The organism is Microbacterium sp. RURRCA19A (genome assembly GCF_900156455.1).
In the GTDB taxonomy this organism is placed as follows: domain Bacteria; phylum Actinomycetota; class Actinomycetes; order Actinomycetales; family Microbacteriaceae; genus Microbacterium.
Map to the genome: position 1 here is coordinate 852031 of NZ_FTNQ01000001.1, position 16552 is coordinate 868582.

The 16552-nt window shown below is 65.1% G+C and carries 11 protein-coding genes and 3 rRNA genes; all 14 read right to left on the minus strand.

What is annotated here, in order from left to right:
• Position 1 precedes the first annotated feature (1 nt).
• Positions 2-580: an NUDIX domain-containing protein gene (locus tag BW982_RS04155; RefSeq protein WP_076490790.1), complete on the minus strand. Its 579-nt coding sequence runs from the start codon at positions 578-580 to the stop codon at positions 2-4.
• Between the two features lies 1 nt (position 581).
• Positions 582-2291, minus strand: coding sequence for a CTP synthase (locus tag BW982_RS04160; RefSeq protein ID WP_076490791.1), 1710 nt, complete (start codon positions 2289-2291; stop codon positions 582-584).
• A 132-nt stretch (positions 2292-2423) separates the two neighbouring features.
• The gene (gene recN / locus BW982_RS04165; RefSeq protein WP_076490792.1) at positions 2424-4124 is read right to left on the minus strand and encodes a DNA repair protein RecN; all 1701 of its coding nucleotides are present in this window, start codon (positions 4122-4124) and stop codon (positions 2424-2426) included.
• Positions 4121-5041 (minus strand): NAD kinase, encoded by a 921-nt coding sequence (locus BW982_RS04170; RefSeq protein WP_076490793.1) that lies wholly within the window; start codon positions 5039-5041, stop codon positions 4121-4123. Before BW982_RS04170 ends, recN begins: the two co-directional genes overlap by 4 nt.
• Entirely contained in the window at positions 5038-5838 is an 801-nt protein-coding gene (locus tag BW982_RS04175; RefSeq protein WP_076490794.1) for a TlyA family RNA methyltransferase, read from the minus strand. Before BW982_RS04175 ends, BW982_RS04170 begins: the two co-directional genes overlap by 4 nt.
• On the minus strand, positions 5835-5996 hold the full coding sequence (locus BW982_RS18100) for a hypothetical protein (protein ID WP_175611022.1): 162 nt from the start codon (positions 5994-5996) through the stop codon (positions 5835-5837). Before BW982_RS18100 ends, BW982_RS04175 begins: the two co-directional genes overlap by 4 nt.
• A 19-nt stretch (positions 5997-6015) precedes the next feature.
• Positions 6016-7053: an HAD-IIA family hydrolase gene (locus BW982_RS04180; RefSeq protein WP_076490795.1), complete on the minus strand. Its 1038-nt coding sequence runs from the start codon at positions 7051-7053 to the stop codon at positions 6016-6018.
• The gene (locus BW982_RS04185) at positions 7050-7709 is read right to left on the minus strand and encodes a tetratricopeptide repeat protein (protein ID WP_254845519.1); all 660 of its coding nucleotides are present in this window, start codon (positions 7707-7709) and stop codon (positions 7050-7052) included. Before BW982_RS04185 ends, BW982_RS04180 begins: the two co-directional genes overlap by 4 nt.
• On the minus strand, positions 7709-8443 hold the full coding sequence (locus tag BW982_RS04190) for a hypothetical protein (RefSeq protein ID WP_076490796.1): 735 nt from the start codon (positions 8441-8443) through the stop codon (positions 7709-7711). Before BW982_RS04190 ends, BW982_RS04185 begins: the two co-directional genes overlap by 1 nt.
• Positions 8444-8616: 173 nt before the next feature.
• A 5S ribosomal RNA gene (gene rrf / locus BW982_RS04195) occupies positions 8617-8733 on the minus strand.
• 101 nt (positions 8734-8834) lie between these two features.
• Positions 8835-11946 (minus strand): 23S ribosomal RNA (locus BW982_RS04200).
• A 421-nt stretch (positions 11947-12367) separates the two neighbouring features.
• Positions 12368-13889 (minus strand): 16S ribosomal RNA (locus BW982_RS04205).
• The 16S, 23S and 5S rRNA genes sit together here, the layout of an rRNA operon.
• Before the next feature lie 507 nt (positions 13890-14396).
• A complete protein-coding gene (locus tag BW982_RS04210) occupies positions 14397-15194 on the minus strand; it encodes a DUF4184 family protein (RefSeq protein ID WP_076490797.1) in 798 nt (265 codons plus the stop codon).
• The gene (gene tyrS, locus BW982_RS04215; protein WP_076490798.1) at positions 15194-16507 is read right to left on the minus strand and encodes a tyrosine--tRNA ligase; all 1314 of its coding nucleotides are present in this window, start codon (positions 16505-16507) and stop codon (positions 15194-15196) included. Before tyrS ends, BW982_RS04210 begins: the two co-directional genes overlap by 1 nt.
• Between the last annotated feature and the right edge of the window lie 45 nt (positions 16508-16552).

Sequence of the window (16552 nt, forward strand, 5' to 3'; positions counted from 1 at the left end):
GTCACGCCGACGCGGCCTCGCGACGCAGCACCTCGGCGGCGGCGAGCACGCCGGTCGCCAGGATGCCATTGCGCAGACGCCCCGCGAGGACGCCCTCGATCACGTCGGCCAACGGCACCCGCTCGACGCGCATGTCGGACTCCTCGTGTTCGCGCTCGTAGTCGGTGACGACGTCGGAGAGTCCGCGGGCGAGGAAAAGGTGCACGACCTCGTCGTTGCCGCCGGGCGTCGTGTGCACCGACACGAGGTGCTGCCAGCGCTCCGCGGCCAGATCGACCTCTTCGGTCAGCTCGCGCTTCGCGGTCTCGAGGGGCGGCTCTCCCGCCACGTCGAGGAGTCCGGCCGGGATCTCCCAGTCGCGCTCCTTGATCGGCTGCCGGTACTGCTGGATGAGCACCACGCGACCGTCGTCGTCCAGCGCGACCACGGCAGCGGCACCGGGGTGCTCGACGTACTGGCGGGTCATCTCCGTGTCGCCGTACTTGACCGTGTCGGATCGGAGATCCCACACCGCGCCCTGGAACACGAGGTCGCTGGCGACGACCTCCAGGTCGACGGGCTCGTCGCGCAGCGACTCCATGTCAGTCCTCCTCGACGTCGAACAGCTCGCTCGAACGGTGGCGCTCGAGCGCCGCGCCGACGAGGCCGCGGAACAGCGGGTGCGGCTGGGTGGGACGCGAGCGCAGCTCGGGGTGCGCCTGCGTGGCGATGTAGTACGGGTGCACGTCGCGCGGCAGCTCGACGAATTCGACCAGGTCGAGGTCGGGGTTCAGGCCCGAGAACACCAGCCCCGCGTCGCTGAGCTGCTGGCGGTAGGAGTTGTTGACCTCGTACCGGTGACGGTGGCGCTCGGAGATCTGCGGTGCCCCGTACACCTCGGCCGCGAGCGACCCTTCGGCGAGTGCCGCGGGGTAGAGGCCGAGGCGCATCGTGCCGCCCAGGTCGCCGCTCTGGAGGATGTCGACCTGCTCCGCCATCGTCGCGACGACGGGGTGCACCGTGTCGGGGTCGAACTCGCTCGACGAGGCTCCCTCGAGACCGGCGACGGTGCGCGCGTACTCGATGACCATGCACTGCAGTCCCAGGCAGATGCCGAGGGTCGGGATCCCCTGCTCGCGCGCGAACCGCAGCGCGCCGAGCTTCCCCTCGATCCCGCGGATGCCGAAGCCGCCGGGGACGATGATCCCGTCGACGGCCGAGAGGGCCTTCGCCGCGCCCTCGGGCGTCTCGCACAGGTCGGAGGGGATCCACGTGATCTTCACGTGGGTCTCCTGCGCGAAGCCGCCGGCCTTGATGGCCTCGGTCACCGACAGGTAGGCGTCGGGGAGGTCGATGTACTTGCCGACCAGACCGATCGTGACCTCGTGCTTGGGGTTGTGCACCGCCTGGAGCACGCGCTGCCAGCGCGACCAGTCGACGTCGGCCGCCTTGTCGATGTCGAGAGCGTCGACGATGTACGCGTCGAGGCCCTGATCGTGCAGCATCGTCGGGATGTCGTAGATGCTCGGCACGTCGACCGCGTTCACCACGGCGTCCTCGTCGACGTCGCACATGAGAGCGATCTTGCGCTTGTTCGACTCGGTGACGGGCCGGTCGCTGCGCAGCACGAGCGCGTCGGGCTGGATGCCGATCGACCGCAGTGCCGCGACGGAGTGCTGCGTGGGCTTGGTCTTCTGCTCGCCCGAGGCTCCCATGAACGGCACCAGCGAAACGTGCACGAAGAAGACGTTCTTGCGCCCCAGCTCGTGGCGGATCTGTCGCGCCGACTCGATGAACGGCTGCGACTCGATGTCGCCGACCGTGCCGCCGATCTCGGTGATGATCACGTCGGGCTGGGGGGACTCGGTCGACTGCAGCCGCATGCGGCGCTTGATCTCGTCGGTGATGTGCGGGATGACCTGCACGGTGTCGCCCAGGTACTCGCCACGCCGCTCGCGCGCGATCACCTGCGAGTAGATCTGGCCGGTCGTGACGTTCGCGGCCTGGCTCAGCTCGATGTCGAGGAACCGCTCGTAGTGACCGATGTCGAGGTCGGTCTCGGCTCCGTCGTCGGTGACGAACACCTCGCCGTGCTGGAACGGGTTCATCGTGCCCGGGTCCACGTTGAGGTAGGGGTCGAGCTTCTGCATGACGACGCGGAGTCCGCGCGCCGTGAGAAGGTTGCCGAGGCTTGCCGCCGTCAGGCCCTTGCCGAGTGACGAGACCACTCCTCCGGTGACGAAGATGTGCTTCGTCGTGAAGGTCGATGCCGTGGTGTTGTCGTCTGAATGTCCCGCGTCCGAAGTCTGCATCACGGGCTTCGATCCTATCAGTCGTCTCGGAGGGTGGCCGCGCGGAGCGCTCCGCGCGTTGAGGGAAGTCTGGCATCGACCACCGACACGCGTGTCACCCCGACGTGACGATCCCGTGTCGCGGCCTCGGGGTCAACCCACGGCGCGGCCGGTCTCCAAGAGCTCGCGCGCGTGGGTGAGCGCGGCGTCGGAGTCGCTGAGACCCGAGAGCAGGCGGGCCATCTCGGCCTCGCGTTCGGCGCCTTCCAGACGACGGACGCTGGATGCCGTGACCGCGCCGTCGTTGCCCTTGACGACGGTGAGGTGGTTGCCGGCGAAAGCCGCGACCTGCGCGAGGTGCGTCACCGCGATGACCTGCGACGACTCCGCGAGTCGGGCGAGTCGTCGTCCCACCTCGATCGCGGCGGCGCCGCCGATTCCGGCATCCACCTCGTCGAATACGAACGTGGGCACCGGGTCGACCCCCGCGATGACCACCTCGATCGCAAGCATCACCCGGCTCAGCTCGCCGCCGGACGCGCCCCGGGAGACGGGGCGCGGGTCGGCGCCGGGGTGCGGGGCCAGCAGGATCGCCACGTCGTCGCGACCGTGCGCTCCGGGCGTCGACGACGGCGCGACCTCGACGGTCAGCTTTGCGTCGGGCAGCGCGAGGGCCTGCAGCTCCTCGGTAACGGCGGCGCCGAGCCGAGCCGCGGCCTCCGATCGCGCCGCGGTGAGCGCGTCGGCCGCGGCGTCGAGGACTGCGGCGGCCGCATCGCGCAGCGCACCCAGGCGCTCGACGCGATCGCCGTCGTCGTCGAGTTCGAGCAGTCGGGCGGATCCCGTCTCCAACAGCGCGATCGCGGCATCCACCGAGCCGTGGACGCGGGCGAGCGCCGCCAGGACGCCGCGCCGCTCGTCGACCGCGGCGAGTTCGTGCGGCCCGGACTCGTCGAGGTCGGCGAGATAGCCGGACAGGGCGACGGCGGCATCCGCGGCGCGGTACCCCAGATCGGCAACCTGCTCGCCGATCGCCGCGAGGGCCGCATCGCTGGCGGACACGCGTTCCAGCGCCCGCCGCGCTTCGGCGAGCAGCGTCACCACGTCGGGGCCGTCGTCATCGCCGGAGAGAACCGCGTGGGCACTCACCGCGGCGATGCGCAGCTCCTCCGCGTTCGCGAGTCGTTCCGCGCGACGCGCGAGCTCCTCCTCTTCGCCCGCGATCGGTGCGGCCGCTTCGATCTCGGCGATCGCCGCGCGCAGTTCCTCGGCCTCGCGGGCGCGCCCGTCGCGGTCCGCCGTCAGCGTCGTCAGTTCGGCGTCCAGTTCGCGCCAGGTGTCCCACGCGGTCCGGTACGCGGTACGTGCCGCGGTGACCGGTTCTCCGCCGAAGCGATCGAGCGCTTCGCGCTGAGCGGATGCCGAGCGCAACCGCAGCTGATCGGACTGTCCGTGGACCACGACGAGGTCGTCCGCGAGGTCGGCGAGCACGCCCGCCGGCGCGGTCCGTCCGCCCACGGTGGCCCGACCGCGACCCTCGCTCGAGACGGTGCGCCCGAGGTACAACTCCGCGGCGCCGTCGCCGAGCGGTTCGACGTCTCCCCCGGCTTCGCGCACGCGCGCGGCGACGGGGCCGTCCTCCGGAACGACCCACACCCCCTCGACCGCCGCCTGCGACGCGCCGGAACGCACCGCACCGGAATCGGCGCGCTGGCCGAGCAGCAGCCCGAGACCGGTGACGACCATGGTCTTGCCCGCGCCGGTCTCCCCGGTGATGGCGGTGAATCCGCGTCCGATCGGCAGCGTCGCGTCGGCGATCACGCCGAGGTCGCGCAGCCGCATCTCCTCGATCACGGCATGCCTCCCAGCGCGCCCCGCCAGCCCGTCACGGGCAGCCGGAACTTCCGTACGAGACGGTCGGTGAACGCGGCGGGGTGCAGGCGCGCGAGGCGCACGGGCCGCGACGAACGGCGGGCGACGACGCGGGCCCCCGGCGGCAGTTCGTGCGAGCGCCGTCCGTCGCACCACAGGATGCCGCTCCCGCTGGTGCGCTCGAGGACCTCCACCGCGACGGTGGCATCCGGGCTCACGACGAGCGGCCGGGCAAAGAGCGCGTGGGCGGAGAGAGGCACCACCGCGATGGCCTCGACGGTGGGCCAGATGACGGGTCCACCGGCGGAGAAGTTGTAGGCGGTCGACCCGGTCGGGGTCGCCATGACGACGCCGTCGCATCCGAACGACGACAGCGGCCGACCGTCGACCTCCATGACCACCTCGAGCATGCGCTCGCGACTCGCCTTCTCGACCGTGGCCTCGTTCAGAGCCCAGGTCTCGAAGATGACGCGGTCGTCGGAGTCCAGGACCTTCACCGCGAGGGCCAGGCGTTCCTCGACGCGGTAGTCACGGGCGATGACGCGCCGCACGGCGTCGTCCATGTCGTCGCGCTCGATCTCGGCGAGGAAGCCGACGTGTCCCATGTTGATGCCGAGGATCGGCGCGGTGCCGCCGCGCACCGTCTCGGCGGCGCGCAGGATGGTTCCGTCGCCCCCGAGGACGATCGCGAGTTCGAGGTCTTCCACTCCGGCGTCGACGCCGAGCGTCTCCACCCCGTCGAGGGGCAGCCGTTCGGCGAGCTCGGGACGGTCCTCGGCCGACACGACGGGCACCGCGCCGGCCGCGCGCACGGCGGTCAGGACGCGATGCGCGGCCTCGACGGTGTCGTCGCGTCGCGCGTGGACGACGAGCAGGATTCGGCGTTCGCTGGGGGTCATCGGCTTCCGGTCAGTCGGGTCACGGTGCTCTCCCATTCTGAGGGGTCGGTGCCGCGGGCGTCCGAGAACCACGCCACGTACTCGTGGTTGCCGTGCGTGCCGACGATCGGCGAGGCGATGATCCCCGCGGTCCGCAGTCCCACGTCCCATGCCGCCCAGAGGACGCCGTGCACGGCGTCCGCGCGCAGCGCGGGATCGGTCACGAGACCGCCCTTCACCGCGGTACGGCCGACTTCGAACTGGGGCTTCACCAGCAGGACGATGTCGGCGCCGGGCGCCGCGGTGTCCGCCACGGCCGGCAGCACGTGCTGCAGAGAGATGAAGGAGAGGTCGCCCGAGACGATCGACGGACGCTTAGTCACCCCGGTCGCGCCGGCGAGGTTCTCGGCGGTCATGAACCGCACGTTATACCCCTCCACCGACACCACCCCGGCGTCGTCGGCGACGGCCGGGGACAACTGCCCGTGCCCCACGTCGACGGCCATCACCGGATTCGCGCCGCGCTCCCGCAGGACCTGGGTGAAACCTCCCGTGGAAGCACCGAGGTCGAGTGCGACGCGTCCGGACGGGTCGAGTCCGAAGGCGTCGAGGGCGGCCAGGAGCTTGTGGGCCCCACGGCTGACGTAGTGGTCGGCGACGGCCACCTCGATGCGCGCGTCGTCCTCCACGCGCACCGACGGCCTGACCACGCCGCGACCGTCCACGGTCACGAGACCGTCCGCGATCAGCTGCGCGGCATGTGTGCGCGAGCGCGCGAGACCGCGGGCGGCGAGCTCGACATCCAGACGCCCGCTCATCCGTCGGAGGGCGCCACGGCCCCCGCCTCGAGCCGGCGCGAGAGTTCGTCGTGCAGCGCGGCATACGCGTCGGCGCGCGCGTCGAGCGGCTGTTCCTCGATGATGCGCAGACGATCGATCAGTTCGGCGCCGGCATCGGTCTGGCTGTCATCCGACATGGATGCCATCGTATCGGCGTCACCGCACGCGGAACGGGTCTGCGTACAACTGCTCGGGGACGCGGAATCCGAAGATCGCCCGACCCGAGTTCCAGATGGCGGCTGCACCCGCCCGCAGGAGGTCGATCTGCCGTCCTCCGTCGGACACGACGCGCAGGTCGACGCCGTCGATCTCGACGACGGCATCACCGACGCGGGTCCGCTCGCCCTTCACGATGGTGGCCGGGTACGGTTCGAACAGCTGCCGCAGGTCCTCGACGATGTAGTCGGGTCGCTGATTCGGCGCTGCGGCGAGCAGCTGCTTCGGCCGGTCGATTCCGGTCAGAACGTGCACCGAGGTCATCCCCGCCGCGCGCGCACCCTGAACGTCGGTGTCGAGTCGGTCGCCGATGAACAGCGGCGACCGCGCACCAGTACGGGCGACCGCGACGTCGAAGATCGCCCGTTCCGGTTTGCCGGCCACCGTCGCCAGACGACCGACGGCCGTGTGCACGGCGGAGACCAGCGTGCCGTTTCCCGGAGCGATCCCGCGCGCCTGCGGGATCGTCCAGTCGGTGTTCGTGGCGATCCAGGGGATTCCGCCTTCTTCGATCGGAGTGGCGAGGGCGTACGCCGCCTCCGCGAGTTGCTTCCACCCGACCTCCGGGGCGAACCCCTGGACGACCGCGGCGGGCGCGTCGTCCGCGCTCCGCGTGACGACGAATCCCGCCTTCTCGACCTCGACGACGAGGCCCTCTCCCCCGACGACCAGCAGAGTGGATCCCGCGGGCACGAGCTCCACCAGGAGGCGCATCGCCGCCTGGGGACTCGTCACGACGTCCTCGGGCGCGACGCGCAGGCCCAGCGACGTCAGGTGTTCGGCGACGGAGGCGTCCGTCCGCGACGCGTTGTTCGTGATGAAGCCGAGACGGCGGCCCTCGTCGGCGGCCCGGTTGAGGCTGTCCACCGCGTGGGGAAGCGCACCCGGACCGGCGTACACCACACCATCCAGGTCGGCGAGGATGACATCGACGCCCTCGAGCGGTGTGGGCTCCGCCTTGCTCCGTCCGAAGATCATCGCTTCTCGCCCTCGGCTTCGTCCTCACCCTCGTCGGCATCCTGTACGGGAATGACCCCGGATGCCACGTCCACCCCACCGTCATCGTCGATGAGATCGATCTCCTCGACCACGATCACCTCGCGGTCCGCGACACCGGCGGCGGCATCGAGTGCGTCCGCCGCGATCTCCGCACGGTGGAACCATTCGGCGGCCTCATCGTCGCGTCCGAGCTCCTCGAGCACCGCGGCACGCGCCGCGAAGAGTGCGGGGCTCCACTCGAAAGCACGATCCGGATCGGCTTCGGGGATGTCGAGCTCCTGCAGAGCCCGCTCCGGCTCGCCGAGATCCAGACGAGCACCGGACATCGCGATCGCCAACTGCGCCCGCACGGCAGTGGGGAGGGTCGAGCGGTCGACGGATCGTCCCTCTTCGAGGGCCCGATCGGGACGCCCGACCCCGCGCTCGCTGTCGACGATCAGGGGCAGCTGTTCGTCCGATCCGGAGATCCGACGGTGAGTCCGCAGTTCGCGCAGCGCGAGAGCGAAGTCGCCGATGGCGTAGGCCGTGATCGCCACCGTCTCCCGCACGATCGCGATACGCCCGGCGCTGCGCGATGCAGCCAGCGCGTGCTGATGCGCGAGCGCAGGGTCGTCATCGATCAGACGGGATGCCATCACGAGATGGCGAGCGACGTTCTCCGCATTGTCCTTGCTGAGCGTCTTGAGCTCGTTACGAGCCGCTCCCGGCAGGTCACGCGCGGTGACCTCCTCGGGGATCGCGGGGCCCCGCTCACGCTGATCCTGGGGAGGGCGCGTGGCGCGGCCGTCCGTGCGATCGAAACGGCGCGGTGCACCGGCACCCTGTCGACGGTCTCCGGACGGCCGGCGATCGCCGCCCTCACCACGCGGACGGTAAGGACGTGAATCCTGACCGTCAGAACGCGGACGGTAGGGACGCGAATCACCACCCTCGGAACGCGGACGGTAGGGACGTGCATCGCCATCGCGACGCGGGCGATCAGCCGAGCCGCCTTCACGTCGGAAGGGACGTGCATCGCCATCGCGACGCGGGCGATCAGCCGAACCGCCTTCACGTCGGAAAGGCCGTGCATCGCCATCACGACGCGGACGATCAGCCGAGCCGCCTTCACGTCGGAAAGGCCGCGCATCGCCATCGCGACGCGGGCGATCGAAACCTCCGGCATTCGCCGAGCGTCCCTGACCGTCATGGCGGGGACGTCCGTCGCTCCCCGACGATCGCGGTGCGCCGGCACCGTCGCGACGCGGGCGATACGTGTCGTCGCCCGAACGCCGGGGGGCGCCGTCGCCGCCGTCACGACGAGGACGTGCGGGGCGATCATCGTCCCGACGGAACGGCCGGGCGGAGGAATCACGGGCAGGACGGCCACGATCCGAGCCGCCGCCCGAAGAGGATCGGGGCCGGGATCGGTCGTCGGAGCGACCTCCGTTGACGTTACGCTCGTTGGCGTCGTCGTTCGACATGACGATCCTCTCCCCGGAATTGTGTCCGTATATGCGAAATGGCCACCCAGCGTTGGGTGGCCATTTCGTCTTAGAAGAAGTCCGGCGGTGTCCTACTCTCCCACAGGGTCCCCCCTGCAGTACCATCGGCGCTGAGAGGCTTAGCTTCCGGGTTCGGAATGTAACCGGGCGTTTCCCTCTCGCTATGGCCGCCGAAACACTATTGATGTTTCAAAAACCAACAACGATCATGTCATTGTTGCGTTCCCGACCGTACATCGAGAACCACTCAGTGGACGCAAGCACCAAAAACGGTGTGTTATCAAGTCATCGGCTTATTAGTACCGGTCAGCTTCACGTATTACTACGCTTCCACATCCGGCCTATCAACCCAGTAGTCTGGCTGGGAGCCTCTCACCATAAATGGTATGGAAGTCTCATCTTGAGGCCGGCTTCCCGCTTAGATGCTTTCAGCGGTTATCCATCCCGAACGTAGCTAATCAGCGGTGCTCCTGGCGGAACAACTGACACACCAGAGGTTCGTCCAACCCGGTCCTCTCGTACTAGGGTCAGATCCTCTCAAACTTCCTACGCGCGCAGCGGATAGGGACCGAACTGTCTCACGACGTTCTAAACCCAGCTCGCGTACCGCTTTAATGGGCGAACAGCCCAACCCTTGGGACCTACTCCAGCCCCAGGATGCGACGAGCCGACATCGAGGTGCCAAACCATGCCGTCGATATGGACTCTTGGGCAAGATCAGCCTGTTATCCCCGAGGTACCTTTTATCCGTTGAGCGACAGCGCTTCCACAAGCCACTGCCGGATCACTAGTCCCGACTTTCGTCCCTGCTCGACCTGTCAGTCTCACAGTCAAGCTCCCTTGTGCACTTACACTCGCCACCTGATTGCCAACCAGGTTGAGGGAACCTTTGGGCGCCTCCGTTACATTTTGGGAGGCAACCGCCCCAGTTAAACTACCCACCAGGCACTGTCCCTGAACCGGATCACGGTCCTAAGTTAGATATCCAGAGTGACCAGAGTGGTATTTCAACAATGACTCCACGAACACTGGCGTGTCCGCTTCACAGTCTCCCACCTATCCTACACAAGCCACACCGAACACCAATACCAAGCTGTAGTAAAGGTCACGGGGTCTTTCCGTCCTGCTGCGCGTAACGAGCATCTTTACTCGTAATGCAATTTCGCCGAGTTCGCGGTTGAGACAGTTGGGAAGTCGTTACGCCATTCGTGCAGGTCGGAACTTACCCGACAAGGAATTTCGCTACCTTAGGATGGTTATAGTTACCACCGCCGTTTACTGGGGCTTAAATTCTCAGCTTCGCCTTGCGGCTAACCGGTCCTCTTAACCTTCCAGCACCGGGCAGGCGTCAGTCCGTATACATCGTCTTGCGACTTGGCACGGACCTGTGTTTTTAGTAAACAGTCGCTACCCACTAGTCTCTGCGGCCACCACACCCTTTCGGAGCAAGTCCTAATAAGTGGATGGCCCCCCTTCTCCCGAAGTTACGGGGGCATTTTGCCGAGTTCCTTAACCACGATTCTCTCGATCTCCTTGGTATTCTCTACCTGACCACCTGAGTCGGTTTGGGGTACGGGCAGCTAGAACCTCGCGTCGATGCTTTTCTCGGCAGCATAGGATCACCCACTTTTTATCCGCATCGTGTCTCAGCCTGTAAGAGTGACGGATTTGCCTATCACTCGGCCTACGCACTTGCACCAGGACTACCATCGCCTGGCTTGGGCTACCTTCCTGCGTCACACCTGTTAATACGCTAGCCGCACCAGCATGGGGTCGAGCGTTCACACAGACAACCATCACCCCGAAGGGATCCGGAAAATTCTGAGCTAGGACTCTTAGCACCACTGGATTAGCTTGGGCGGTTCTTCGCCGGTACGGGAATATCAACCCGTTGTCCATCGACTACGCCTGTCGGCCTCGCCTTAGGTCCCGACTTACCCAGGGAAGATTAGCTTGACCCTGGAACCCTTGGTCTTTCGGAGGACGTGTTTCTCACACGTCTTTCGCTACTCATGCCTGCATTCTCACTCGTGTCGCGTCCACGGCTGGGTCACCCCGCCGCTTCACTCGCGACACGACGCTCTCCTACCCATCAACACGGCTGGACCACGAAGGCCTACCAAAAATGTCAATGCCACAACTTCGGTGGCGTGCTTGAGCCCCGTTACATTGTCGGCGCGGAATCACTTGACCAGTGAGCTATTACGCACTCTTTCAAGGGTGGCTGCTTCTAAGCCAACCTCCTGGTTGTCTAAGCAACTCCACATCCTTTCCCACTTAGCACGCGCTTAGGGACCTTAGATGGTGGTCTGGGTTGTTTCCCTCTCGACTATGAAGCTTATCCCCCACAGTCTCACTGCTGCGCTCTCACTTACCGGCATTCGGAGTTTGGCTGACGTCAGTAACCTTGTAGGGCCCATCGGCCATCCAGTAGCTCTACCTCCGGCAAGAAACACGCAACGCTGCACCTAAATGCATTTCGGAGAGAACCAGCTATCACGAAGTTTGATTGGCCTTTCACCCCTATCCACAGCTCATCCCCTCAGTTTTCAACCTAAGTGGGTTCGGTCCTCCACGACGTCTTACCGTCGCTTCAACCTGGCCATGGATAGATCACTTCGCTTCGGGTCTAGGACACGCGACTGAATCGCCCTATTCAGACTCGCTTTCGCTACGGCTACCCCACACGGGTTAACCTCGCCACGTATCGCTAACTCGCAGGCTCATTCTTCAAAAGGCACGCTGTCACACCTACCAGGGGTGCTCCAACGGTTTGTAAGCAAACGGTTTCAGGTACTATTTCACTCCCCTCCCGGGGTACTTTTCACCTTTCCCTCACGGTACTTGTCCGCTATCGGTCATCTGGGAGTATTTAGGCTTATCAGGTGGTCCTGACAGATTCACACGGGATTTCTCGGGCCCCGTGCTACTTGGGATACTCTTCACGCCAAGAACAGGCATTTCGACTACGGGGTTCGCACCCTCTATGACCGGCCATTCAAAACCGTTCGTCTATACCCTCTTGTCACGTCGACTGCTCGGCAGAACAATCAGAAAAGTCCCACAACCCCCAACATGCAACGCCTGCCGGCTATCACACACGCTAGGTTTAGCCTCTTCCGGTTTCGCTCGCCACTACTCACGGAATCGCTGTTGCTTTCTCTTCCTGTGGGTACTGAGATGTTTCACTTCCCCACGTTCCCTCTACCCGCCCTATATATTCAGGCGGGAGTCACCAGGTACGCACGCGCCCTGGCGGGGTTTCCCCATTCGGACACCCTCGGATCAAAACTCGCTTATCAGTTCCCCGAGGCTTATCGCAGATTGCTACGTCCTTCTTCGGCTCCAGATGCCAAGGCATCCACCGTTTGCTCTTAAAGACTTGAAATCACATGAGTTGAATCGTCAAAAAATTGACTAATGATCTTTAAGATCATCTACACCACACAACCCCGAAAGGTTGCATGGAAGATGCTCGCGTCCACTGTGTAGTTCTCAAAGTACGGGCGGTACCCCTCCCCCACACCCACCAACCGGCAAGCGCAAGAAGAGGCCCACGAGGAACAGCCACCAACCACAAGCCCAAAGACCCGCAATCAGCGCCCGGCCCCTCAGGACCCAACAGCGTGCATGTATCAGAAACTCCGACCCGAACCGTTCCAGTGGAAAACCACGTACTAAACCCGGAAACCTCGTCCCCGACACCCCATCAAATGTTCCACCCATGAGCTAACCGGCAGACACATTCGGTCTGATCCGGCGCCTGGACACCCACGATTCGAAAACCCCGGATGCCAGATGCTCCTTAGAAAGGAGGTGATCCAGCCGCACCTTCCGGTACGGCTACCTTGTTACGACTTAGTCCTAATTACCGATCCCACCTTCGACGGCTCCCTCCACAAGGGTTGGGCCACCGGCTTCAGGTGTTACCGACTTTCATGACTTGACGGGCGGTGTGTACAAGACCCGGGAACGTATTCACCGCAGCGTTGCTGATCTGCGATTACTAGCGACTCCGACTTCATGAGGTCGAGTTGCAGACCTCAATCCGAACTGGGACCGGCTTTTTGGGATTCGCTCCACCTCACGGTATTGCAGCCCTTTGTACCGGCCATTGTAGCATGCGTGAAGCCCAAGACATAAGGGGCATGATGATTTGACGTCATCCCCACCTTCCTCCGAGTTGACCCCGGCAGTATCCCATGAGTTCCCACCATTACGTGCTGGCAACATAGAACGAGGGTTGCGCTCGTTGCGGGACTTAACCCAACATCTCACGACACGAGCTGACGACAACCATGCACCACCTGTTCACCAGTGTCCAAAGAGTCCCGTATTTCTACGGTGTTCTGGTGTATGTCAAGCCTTGGTAAGGTTCTTCGCGTTGCATCGAATTAATCCGCATGCTCCGCCGCTTGTGCGGGTCCCCGTCAATTCCTTTGAGTTTTAGCCTTGCGGCCGTACTCCCCAGGCGGGGAACTTAATGCGTTAGCTGCGTCACGGAAACCGTGGAATGGTCCCCACAACTAGTTCCCAACGTTTACGGGGTGGACTACCAGGGTATCTAAGCCTGTTTGCTCCCCACCCTTTCGCTCCTCAGCGTCAGTTACGGCCCAGAGATCTGCCTTCGCCATCGGTGTTCCTCCTGATATCTGCGCATTCCACCGCTACACCAGGAATTCCAATCTCCCCTACCGCACTCTAGTCTGCCCGTACCCACTGCAGGCCCGAGGTTGAGCCTCGGGATTTCACAGCAGACGCGACAAACCGCCTACGAGCTCTTTACGCCCAATAATTCCGGATAACGCTTGCGCCCTACGTATTACCGCGGCTGCTGGCACGTAGTTAGCCGGCGCTTTTTCTGCAGGTACCGTCACTCTCGCTTCTTCCCTGCTAAAAGAGGTTTACAACCCGAAGGCCGTCATCCCTCACGCGGCGTTGCTGCATCAGGCTTCCGCCCATTGTGCAATATTCCCCACTGCTGCCTCCCGTAGGAGTCTGGGCCGTGTCTCAGTCCCAGTGTGGCCGGTCACCCTCTCAGGCCGGCTACCCGTCGACGCCTTGGTGAGCCATTACCTCACCAACAAGCTGATAGGCCGCGAGCCCATCCCAGACCGAAAAATCTTTCCAACCCCCACCATGCGGAAGAGGCTCATATCCAGTATTAGACGCCGTTTCCAGCGCTTATCCCAGAGTCCAGGGCAGGTTGCTCACGTGTTACTCACCCGTTCGCCACTGATCCACCAAGCAAGCTTGGCTTCACCGTTCGACTTGCATGTGTTAAGCACGCCGCCAGCGTTCATCCTGAGCCAGGATCAAACTCTCCGTAAAAGAAAAATGCCCACCCAACCGGAATAAAGTCGGGACAAGCGAGTTCAATCTGACCAAACAGGAAGTCAAAACTGACTATCCAGATGCCAACCCCCGAAAGAGTTGGACTTTGATCCAAAGGAATTTCTCGCAATCCGAAAAACGGACCGACGAGGAATAAATTGGCATTTGACAAGTGCACGCTGTTGAGTTCTCAAGGAACGGACGCACCCACAGAACCAGTCCCTAGACCGTAACCGTGAGGCAGTTCACTTCTATATGTGCCACCGCGCTACAAATCACACGAGAATCCGAGGATTCGGTCATGGAAGACAAGCGCCGAGTGGCAGAATCCGATGTTAGACCTTCAAGCCGAAGCTTGCAAGTTCTGATCGGGGTGGTTCACCGCTTGAGAGGACGCGGGGCCTTCCGGCCGCTCCGCTCTCCCCTGTGGGGCGAACAAGTAATAAGTTACGCGGATCCGGCCCACCCGTCCAATCCACACCGCACCCCGGGCGTGTCGCACCCTCACAACTGCGGAAAGACGCGGAAATCGCGCCGACGGCGGAGTGACACCATCACAGCGAGCACGACCGTCGCGATCGCCCACACCGCAGCGATGCGCGTCAGCACGGCGTAGACCAGCGCGGTCGGACTCATCGGCGTACCGGCGGCCGAGCTCACGGCGAGCGCGATCACGGCAGCCACGACCAACGCGACCGGAAGCGACAGCCACCACACGATCCGCACGACATCCGGAAACGCCCGTCTGGCCGTCTCGGTCTCCCGGCGCGACCACCACACGACCCCGAAGACCCCGAGCACGATCAGCCCGAAGAGTCCCGAGCCGTACTGCAGCCACTTGACCCCCGGCAGTGGGCCCCACTGCTGCTCCAGCACAGGCAGGAGCTGCACGCCGAGACGTCCCTCATGCGTGAGCAGATCCCACGCGATGTGCGTGAGGACGCCGAGCGCCAGCGACGCGAAGAGCAGCAACCAGGCCACCGGCCCTCCCGCGAAGGTCTCGCGCATTCCCGCGCGGAAGCCGGCATCCCACGCCACCGGCAGCCGATCGGCGATCGAGCGAGGCGAGAGTTCCCGGGCGGCGGGCCGGAGCACGCAACGCCACACGAGCAGCAGCACCAGCCCCAACATCGCCGTCGGAACGATCCACACCGGGTCGTGCGTCGTCGAGTAGTCCGGCCACATCCCCCGGAAGAACAGCGGAAGATCCGGCGTCATCGCCCCGATCGCCACGGCCGCCGACACCAGCCGCGTGCGCACGAAAGGAAGCGCGACGACGGCATGGCTCGGCGTGAACGGCATCAGTCGATGAACACGCCGGCCAGTGTCTTCTTGCCCCGCCGCAGCACGGAGACCCCGCCCGGCAGCGCGCCGGTGACCGGGGCGTCGTCCGCGACCACCTTCTGACCGTCCAAGGACACGCCGCCCTGCGCGATCGCCCTCCGGGCCTCGCTCAAGCTGCTCACGAGACCTGTCGCCGTGAGGGCGTCCACCACCGTCGCGCCCGCGGGCAAAGACGCGTGCGGGAGTTCGTCCAGGGCGCTGCGCAGGGTCGCGGCATCCAGCGCGGTCAGGTCGCCCTGACCGAACAGGGCCTCGGTCGCCGCGACGACCGCGTCCGCGGCATCCGGCCCGTGCACCGTGGTGACCACCTCGCGCGCGAGGCGCTTCTGCCCGGCGCGACGGAACGGCTCCTCGTCGACCAGACGCGCGTACTCGTCGATCTCGGCGCGCGTGAGGAACGTGAACACCTTCAGCCGATCGACGACGTCGCGGTCATCGGTGTTCAGCCAGAACTGGTACATCGTCCACGGGCTGCACATATCGGCATCCAGCCAGATGGCGTTGCCCTCGCTCTTGCCGAACTTGGTGCCGTCGCTGTTCGTGATCAGCGGTGTGCCGATCGCGTGCACCGAGACGCCCTCGACCTTGCGCACCAGGTCGGTGCCGCTGGTGAGGTTGCCCCACTGGTCGCTCCCGCCGGTCTGCAGCACGCATCCGTACTGCCGGTGCAGCTCGAGATAGTCCATGCCCTGGAGGATCTGGTAGCTGAACTCGGTGTAGCTGATGCCCGCCTCGGAGTTCAGGCGCGCGCTGACCGCGTCTTTCTTCAGCATGGTTCCGACGCGGAAGTGCTTTCCGATCTCCCGCAGGAAATCGATCGCGCTGAGCGGGGCGGTCCAGTCCAGGTTGTTGACCATGCGGGCCGCGTTATCGCCCTCGAAGCTCAGGAAGCGCTCCACCTGGGCGCGCAGGCTCGCCACCCACTCCGCCACGGTCTCGCGCGTGTTGAGCGTGCGCTCGGCCGTGGGACGCGGGTCGCCGACGAGCCCGGTGGAGCCGCCGACGAGCCCGAGGGGGCGGTGTCCGGCGAGCTGCAGACGACGCATGGTCAGCAGCTGCACGAGGTTGCCCAGGTGCAGACTCGGCGCGGTCGGGTCGAACCCGCAGTAGAAGACGATCGGCTCCCCCGACAGCAGTTCGCGCAGTTCGTCCTGGTCGGTCGAGACGTGGACCAGGCCGCGCCAGACCAGCTCGTCCCAGACGTTGTCGAACGTCGGGTCGTTGGCGGGTGCGAGGGCGCTCACGGGCGCCGCATCGGTGGAGGCAGACACCGGTTCAGGCTACCAGCGGGCTCGAGGACCTCCGGATGCCGAGCC